Here is a 7,693-nt window from a genome sequence, read left to right as displayed (position 1 = left end):
TCGACCTTCCGCTCGTCGAGCCCTACGAGAAGGTCCAGTTGATGGAGATGGCGATGTCGAGGAACCCGGGCTATCTGGAGCAGTTCCGCCGCGACCTGGAAGCCCACCGCTTCGCCCAGGTGGTGACCGATTCTCTGAACTCCAACCCACAAGGCGCCCAACATGCCTTCGGGGAGGAGAACGACGCCTGGCTCGAGGGTGTGGTCATTCCCTTGCTGGACTCCTATCAGGTCGAAGCCGAGCTGTCCGAGGTCAACCTCTGGCTCCTGGTCCCCAAGCAAGACTAGGGCCCGGGGCGCCGCGCGGAGCATCCTGTCATGTATTGGATCCGGACCGTTGACCTCCTTCATCCACTCGGGCTGATCCTGGTCGCAGGCATGACCTGGCTGGGCGGTCTGCTGCTGGCCCGGCATGCCTTCGCGCTGGAGCGAGGCGAGCGGCTGCTTGCTGGGGCGGGGATCGGCCTGGCAACGTACATCACCCTGGTCAATTTGCTGGGCCACGCCATGTCAGCCGATGCGGCCTTCTGGTTGGGCGGTCTGCTCGTCCTGATGGCTGGGGTTGCCGCCGGCGCTCGCAGCCAGCAGGCGCTGTTGGATCGCCGGGATCTGGCACCCTGGAGGCTGGTGCTGGCCCTGGCGGCTATCGCCGTGGTGGCGAGCCTGATTGCCCGCGGCCTCGGGATCTTCGACGACCGCAAGAACCTGTCCATTGTCTCTTTGATGGCGGCCGGGGATATCCCGCCTCACTTCTATATGAACGGCATCGCCTACTTCCGTTATCACTACGGCTCGCAGCTATTCGCGGCTGCGCTGATGCGCCTGGGGGGCCTGTTCCCCTGGAGCGCCCTCGACCTGACCAAGGGCGTGACGGTAGCCTTGGCGGCGGGATTGGCCTACCTGACGGGCCGCCGCCTGACCCACAGTGGGCGAGGCGGTGTGGCGCTGGCGCTCATCGCCCTGTTCGCCTCCGGAAGCCGATACCTCCTGCTCTTCCTGCCACCGGGTTGGCTGCGCCAGATCTCAGACATCTTGGCGCTGCAGGGGTCGGCCGTCGACAGCGCGGACACACTCCTGCTGGGCTTGGGTGGTCCCTGGATTATCGCAGGGGGGCCTCCGATGCCGATCCCGTTCGCCTATGTGAACGGGATCCTGCAGCCGCTGAGCCTCTCCATGCATTCCTCGGCGATTGGGATGTCCAGGGCGATGCTCTTTCTGTTTGTCCTGGTGGCTGGCCGGACGCGTGGCCGGACCGGGGTCATCAGCCTGGGCCTGGTGTTGGCGGCTTGGGCACTAGCTTGGGAGACGGACTTCCTGCTGGCGGGACTTGGCAGCGCCGCCGCGGCGCTGCTCCTATGGATACGCAGGACCCGCTCGGGGCCGAGGCGCCGCAGTCTGGTGGTCCTGGCGGCATTCCTACTGGCCGGCGTGCTGGCCCTCGTGCAAGGCGGCACGCTCACCGAAGTCGTGCGCCTGGGGCTTGTATCGGATGGGGGAGGCGCAAGTTCCACAGGTCTGCCGTTCGCGCTTCGCTTGCCACCGGCCTTCGTCTCAGCTCAACTGGGTGAGCTGACTCTGCAGGAACTGTTCGTCACCCACCGGCTGCTGCTGTTGCTGGCCCTGGCCGAGCTCGGATTGGTCCTTCTGGCCGCGCCGCTGGTCACCTGGTGGTCCAGCCGATGGCTGAACCGCGGCCGCCTGGCAGAGGCCTCAATCGCCCTGGGGGCCGTGCCCGGGTTCGTCCTCCCCTTCTTGCTGCGCTATGAGTCCGATCGCGACATCACCCGACTGACGGCCTTCGCCCTCTTCACATGGGCCATCCTGGGCACAGCCGCGCTCTGGACCCTGGCCCACCGCCGTCCCCGACGGGCAGACTTCCAGGTGCTGTCGGTGGCATGGGGGGTGGGCTTGATTCTTCCCGGTCTGTTCGCCCTGGGTGCGCTCCTGACCAGCCTGGCGCGCCCGATGATCGCCGAGGACTTCACCTTGATTGACGCCCGAATGGCAGAGGCTCACTGGGACAGGCTCGAGCCTGAGGCCTGGGTGCTCGACTCGCACCTGTGGCGGGCCGTCGTCCTTCTCGGCCGGCTGACGCATTCCACCGGGGTCGACAAGCAGCCGTTGGAGGAATGGCGGGCATTGGTGCGGGATCCGGACCCGGCGGCTGCCGCTGCCGCCGGTTACAGCTACGTCTACATGGACCAATCTTGGTGGCAGAAGATCTCGCCGGCTGGACAGCAGGCCTACCTATCTGGCTGCCCACTCCTGGTCGGCTCCATCGACGACAGCGGCCGCAACGGGGACCGCTGGCTGTGGGACATTCGGGGATGCGGGTCCACCGGGCAGGCGCCTGACAGCTAGCCTGACCCGCCAAGCTCCCGGCGAAGCGGTAAGTTGACGATTGCCGGGCCCAAGTTATAATTCAACTGCTGAATTTTAGGTTCAGAGGGCGGAGCGCGCATGGATCCTGTACGAGAACTGGCTCGGGATCTGAAGATCCTAGAGGAAATCGAGCGTGACCCGGACACGACACAGGCGGACCTGGCCACCCGATTGGACGTCGCCGTCGGGACGGTCAACTGGCACCTCAAGCGCCTGGTCGCCAAGGGCTACGTCAAAGTCAAACGGGCGGAGCGGCGCAAGCTTCGCTACATCATCACCCCCGAGGGATTGAGTCTGCGGGCGCACCTGACAGTGGCCTACATCGAGAACTCGATGTTGCTCTACCGCCAGACGCGGCGGGCAGCCTCGGAAGTGGTGGCCACCGCCCGCAGGATGGGCTACCAGTCCCTGCAGGTCCAGGGGGACGGCGAGATTGCCGAGGTCTGCCGGCTGACCTGTCTTGAACTGGGGATGCCATTGGCCGGGCACAGCGAGCACGGTCGGACCGCGATCCTGCTTGTGGACGGTCGCCAGGTCACCCTGCGCGAGCCGGAGAGCCACACGCAGGTGGGGGCGCCGGCTGCTCTCCGTGCGGCGGAGAGTGAGGGCGCAGCATGAGCGCGAGCGACACCGTGAGCAGCTCGGACTTCTGGGCCTCCCGACGGGTGTGCGTGACGGGCGGGGCCGGCTTCCTCGGCTCCTTCCTCCTGGAAAAGCTCAAGGCGCGCGGGGCCCACGATATCTTCGTGCCGGTGATCGAGGAGTACGACCTGGTGCAGCCCGAGTCCATCCACCGCATGCTGCACCAGGCGCGCCCGGACATCATCCTGCACCTGGCGGCGCGCGTCGGCGGGATCGGCCACAACCGCGCCCATCCGGCCGAGTTCTTCTATGACAACTTGATGATGGGCACCCAGCTGATGCACGAAGCCTGGAAGGCCGGCGTCGAGAAGTTCGTCGCCCTGGGGACGGTCTGCGCTTACCCCAAGTACACGCCGGTTCCCTTCCGAGAAGATGATCTGTGGAAGGGATACCCGGAGGAGACCAATGCGCCCTACGGGATGGCCAAGAAGATGATGTTGATCCAGGCTCAAACGTATCGGCAGCAGTACGGGTTCAACGCCATCTTCCTGATCCCGGTCAACCTGTATGGCCCGCGTGACAACTTCAACCTTGAGAGCTCACACGTTATCCCGGCGCTGATTCGCAAGTGCGTGGAAGCCCGGCTGGGGGGGGAGCCGGAGATCGTGGTTTGGGGGGACGGCTCACCCACCCGCGAGTTTCTGTACGTTGAGGATGCAGCCGAAGCCATCTTGCTGGGTGCCGAGCGCTACAACGGCGATCAGCCGATCAACCTCGGCTCTGGAAGGGAGATCAGCATCCGTCAGTTGGTGGAGCTGATCGTCCAACTGACGGGCTTCCAGGGCCGGCTGACCTGGGACACCAGCCGCCCCAACGGACAGCCGCGGCGGGCGCTGGATGTCTCTCGGGCCGAGGAACTGTTGGGGTTCCGGGCTGCCATGCCTTTCGAAGACGGGCTGCGCCGCACGATCGCCTGGTACCAGGAAAACCGGGAGCGGATCCTTCGATGAGCTTGAGCGGTGAACCGGCCTCGACGCACTCCCCTGCGGCCGGCCGACCGATGGTGACCTACATCCGGCCAACGCGCGGCTGGAGCGGTATCGATCTACGTGAACTGTGGCGCTACCGCGAGCTGATCTACTTCCTGGTCTGGCGCGACGTCAAGGTCCGCTACAAGCAATCCCTGCTCGGCGCCGGCTGGGCCATCCTGCAGCCGTTCTTGACGATGGTGGTCTTCAGTATTTTCTTCGGCCGGTTCCTCGGCGTCCCGACCGACGGCAGCCCCTACCCGGTGTTTTCCTATGCGGCCCTGTTGCCGTGGCAGCTGGTCGAGGCAGGCGTGAGCAAGGCGGGCACCAGCCTGGTGGCCGGGAGGAACCTGGTCACAAAGGTGTACTTCCCGCGCATTGCCATCCCGATGGCGCCGATCCTGGCCGGGCTGTTGGACTTTCTGCTGGCGGCAGTCGTGTTCCTGGGCATGATCGTGTACTACCAGATGCGCCCCGGCCTGGCGGTCCTCGCCCTGCCGATCTTCCTGCTGGTGACCGTGATGACAACCGTCGGGGTCAGCTTGTGGCTGGCGGCCCTGAACGTCTCGTACCGCGATGTCGCCTTCGTGATCCCGTTTCTGGTGCGGGTGTGGTTCTTTGTCACGCCCATCACCTACCCCGTCAGCGTGGTGCCGGTGGCCTACCAACCGCTGTACTGGATGAATCCCATGGTCGGCGTGGTTGAAGGCTTCCGCTGGTCGCTCTACGCGGCCGCCGATGGTTCGGTCTTCCCGTGGGGCCTGATGGCGATCTCGGCGGCAGTCGCCCTGGGGCTGATGGTCACCGGCACGGCCTTCTTCCGAAGGATGGAGCGGACCTTTGCCGACCTCGTCTGACCTCAAGCCTCAGGCCGCCGGCGATCTCCGAGGGCGGCGCGTTCGATGAGCGAAGACATCGCCATCCGCGTGGAGGGGCTCGGCAAGCAGTACTACCTTGGCGAGAGCGTTGGGGGGTACCGGACGCTGCGCGATGCGCTGTCGGATTCTGCCGCCAGGACGGTCGGGCGGGCGCGGCGAGGCAGCCCGGCGGTGGAGAAGGCCCGACGCCGTGAGTCCATTTGGGCGCTGCGCGATGTCTCGTTCGATGTGCGCAAAGGACAGGTCCTCGGGATCATTGGTCGGAACGGCGCCGGAAAAAGCACGTTGCTCAAGCTGTTGGCCCGGGTGACGGAGCCAACCGAAGGCCGCGCCGAAGTGTGCGGCCGGGTCGGCTCGCTGCTCGAAGTCGGAACCGGCTTCCATCCCGAGCTGACCGGGCGGGAGAACACCTTCCTCAATGGCGCCATCCTGGGAATGCGACGCGCAGAGATCGCCGCCAAGTTTGACGAGATCGTCGAGTTTGCCGACATCGACCGCTTCATCGACACCCCGGTGAAGCGCTACTCCAGCGGGATGTACCTGCGACTGGCATTCTCGGTGGCCGCTCACCTGGAGCCGGAGATCCTGATTGTCGATGAAGTCCTGGCGGTGGGCGACGCCGAGTTTCAGCGCAAGTGCCTGGGGAAGATGAGCGACGTCGCCCAGCGCGGGCGGACGGTGCTGTTCGTCAGCCACAACATGTCGGCCGTGCTGCGCTTGACCGAAGAGACGCTGGTCATCGACGCCGGGCGGCTGCTGCTGCGCGACCGGACGCCAAGAGCGGTGGACTCCTACTTGTCTTCCGGGCTGGCCCAGACCGGGGAGCGAGGCTGGGGTGACGAGCCGCACGCCGTAGCGGCCGCGCCCTTCCGCCCGTTGCGGCTGCGCATCGTCGGAATCGATGGACGCCCGGCGGAGCAAGTGAGCGCCGCCCAGCCGTTCGCGATCGAGTTCACCTACCGATTGCAGGAGGCGATCAGCGCCTTGCGGGTGGGCATCTACCTTTCCACATCCAAGGGCGAGCCGGTTTTCACCTCCTTTGACACCGACGCCCTGGATCGCTTCCAGGCCCTGCCCGTCCGGCCCGAAGGCACCTACGTCAGCCGCTGCAGCGTGCCGGGGAACACCCTCAATGAAGGACGGTTCGTGGTTGGGGTCAACGCCAGCGCCTTCCGCCTCCGCTCCTACTTCACCGATGAGTACGCTCTGGCCTTCACGGTCGATGGCACAGGAGCCGTCGGCAGCCAATGGGGGGAGCAGCGTGGAGGCCCATTGAGGCCGGCGCTGAGCTGGGAGATCGAGAGCGCGCCGTGAGTCTGCGACGGATCGCCCGCCAGGCCGCAGGAGCGGTGCCGATCGCTCCCGGCATGCTGCAGCAGTTGCGGCCGGGCAATCCGCCCGTGCTGGGGAACTACCGCCTCGAGCGGCTCTCGGGTGCACTGCCTCGATGGCTCGAGGCTGCAGAGCGGGCGAGACGACAAGCGGCAGCCGAACCGGGGCGCCCGGTATTGCTGGTGGCATGGCTGCCATGGTGGCTTGAGTACAGCGCGGCCTTGGCGCTTCTCCTGGCGGGGCAGGGTGCCAGCGTCCACCTGGCGTATGTTCCGGATCGAAATTGGCGCCAGGACCTACCGGCCGCGGAGAGGGAGCGACAGTCGGTCTACGTCCGCCGGAGCCTGCAGCCCGTGGGTAAGCTGGTGAGGTTGCACGAACTTCGGCCGCGTTCCGGCGCGGGCCTCCCCAGTGCGTTGGCGCAAGGGCTGGAAGCCCAAAGCCGGCGGGATGTGCAGTACATCCAGAGCCGGGAAGAGATCGATCCGTCGCCCGCCAGCGACGATGGCCGGCTGCTCGAGTTCCGCCGCCGGCGCAATCTCGGCCTGGCAGCCAGCACCCTCGACCTACTCCGATCCGAGGATTTCCGGGGGGCTGTGATCCCTAACGGCAGCCTACTGGATTTCGGCGTTGCCTACCGCGTCGCCCGTCATGTCCAACTTCCGGTGATCACCTATGAATTCGGCGAGCAGCGAGAAAGGATCTGGCTTGCCGGCGATGATGAAGTCATGTTGCAGGACACCGAAGCCTTCTGGAACGCCCGCCGGCAAGAGGCGCTTTCCGCCCAGGAACTGGCGAACCTGCGGGACATGACAGAAGCCCGGCGTCAGGGTAGGCGCTGGGAGAACTTCGGCCGGCAGTGGCAGGCGGGCGGCCGCCAGGGTGCGGAGTCGGTGCGCCAGGCCCTCGGCCTCGACCCCCACCGCCCGGTGGCGGTGCTGTGTACAAATGTCGTGGGGGACAGCCTGGCGTTGGGCCGCCAGGTGTTCTCCGAAGGTATGGCCGACTGGCTGCGAGGCACCGTCAGGCTGTTCGGTGGCCGCCACGATGTCCAACTGGTGGTTCGGGTCCACCCGGGCGAGTCGCTTGGCACCGGGCTGCCCTCGACGGAGATCGTGCACCAGACCTTGCCGGACCTGCCTGGGCACGTGACCGTCGTGCCGCCCGACTCGCCCTTCAACACCTATGACGTCATCGATCTCGCCGACCTGGGATTGGTGTACACGACGACGGCAGGGTTGGAGATGGCCATGGCGGGGGTCCCGGTGGTGGTTGCCGGTCGAACCCACTATCGCGGCCGCGGCTTCACCCTCGATCCCGAGACGTGGGAGGCGTACGCCGCCGCCATCGACTCCCTGGTCCGCCGCCCGCGGGGCGACCGACTGAGCCGCGAGCAGGTGGATCTCGCCTGGCGCTACGCCTACCGGTTCTTCTTCGACTATCCATTCCCGTTCCCCTGGCACCTGGTGCGCTTCTGGGAGGATGAAGCCGC

Annotated in this window: 7 protein-coding genes; all 7 read left to right on the top strand. The window is 66.3% G+C overall.

Annotation, left to right across the window (positions count from 1 at the left end; translation table 11 throughout):
* The coding region (locus MUO23_14985) for a hypothetical protein (GenBank protein MCJ7514256.1) at positions 1 to 287 on the top strand (287 nt) is incomplete at its 5' end.
* Between the two features lie 30 nt (positions 288 to 317).
* On the top strand, positions 318 to 2,360 hold the full coding sequence (locus tag MUO23_14980; protein MCJ7514255.1) for a hypothetical protein: 2,043 nt from the start codon (positions 318 to 320) through the stop codon (positions 2,358 to 2,360).
* Between the two features lie 99 nt (positions 2,361 to 2,459).
* Complete coding sequence (locus MUO23_14975) at positions 2,460 to 2,999, top strand: winged helix-turn-helix transcriptional regulator (protein MCJ7514254.1); 540 nt, start codon at positions 2,460 to 2,462, stop codon at positions 2,997 to 2,999.
* Positions 2,996 to 3,973 (top strand): GDP-L-fucose synthase, encoded by a 978-nt coding sequence (locus tag MUO23_14970; protein MCJ7514253.1) that lies wholly within the window; start codon positions 2,996 to 2,998, stop codon positions 3,971 to 3,973. Before MUO23_14975 ends, MUO23_14970 begins: the two co-directional genes overlap by 4 nt.
* Complete coding sequence (locus tag MUO23_14965; GenBank protein ID MCJ7514252.1) at positions 3,970 to 4,848, top strand: ABC transporter permease; 879 nt, start codon at positions 3,970 to 3,972, stop codon at positions 4,846 to 4,848. Before MUO23_14970 ends, MUO23_14965 begins: the two co-directional genes overlap by 4 nt.
* A gap of 45 nt (positions 4,849 to 4,893) precedes the next feature.
* Complete coding sequence (locus MUO23_14960; GenBank protein MCJ7514251.1) at positions 4,894 to 6,183, top strand: ABC transporter ATP-binding protein; 1,290 nt, start codon at positions 4,894 to 4,896, stop codon at positions 6,181 to 6,183.
* A partial coding sequence (locus MUO23_14955) for a hypothetical protein (protein MCJ7514250.1) occupies positions 6,180 to 7,693 on the top strand: 1,514 nt, incomplete at its 3' end. The genes MUO23_14960 and MUO23_14955, both read left to right, overlap by 4 nt.

It is taken from the genome of Anaerolineales bacterium (assembly GCA_022866145.1).
Lineage (GTDB): Bacteria > Chloroflexota > Anaerolineae > Anaerolineales > E44-bin32 > PFL42.
The sequence above is the reverse complement of the archived record's forward strand: the minus strand, read 5'-3'. Positions and strand labels throughout refer to the sequence as shown.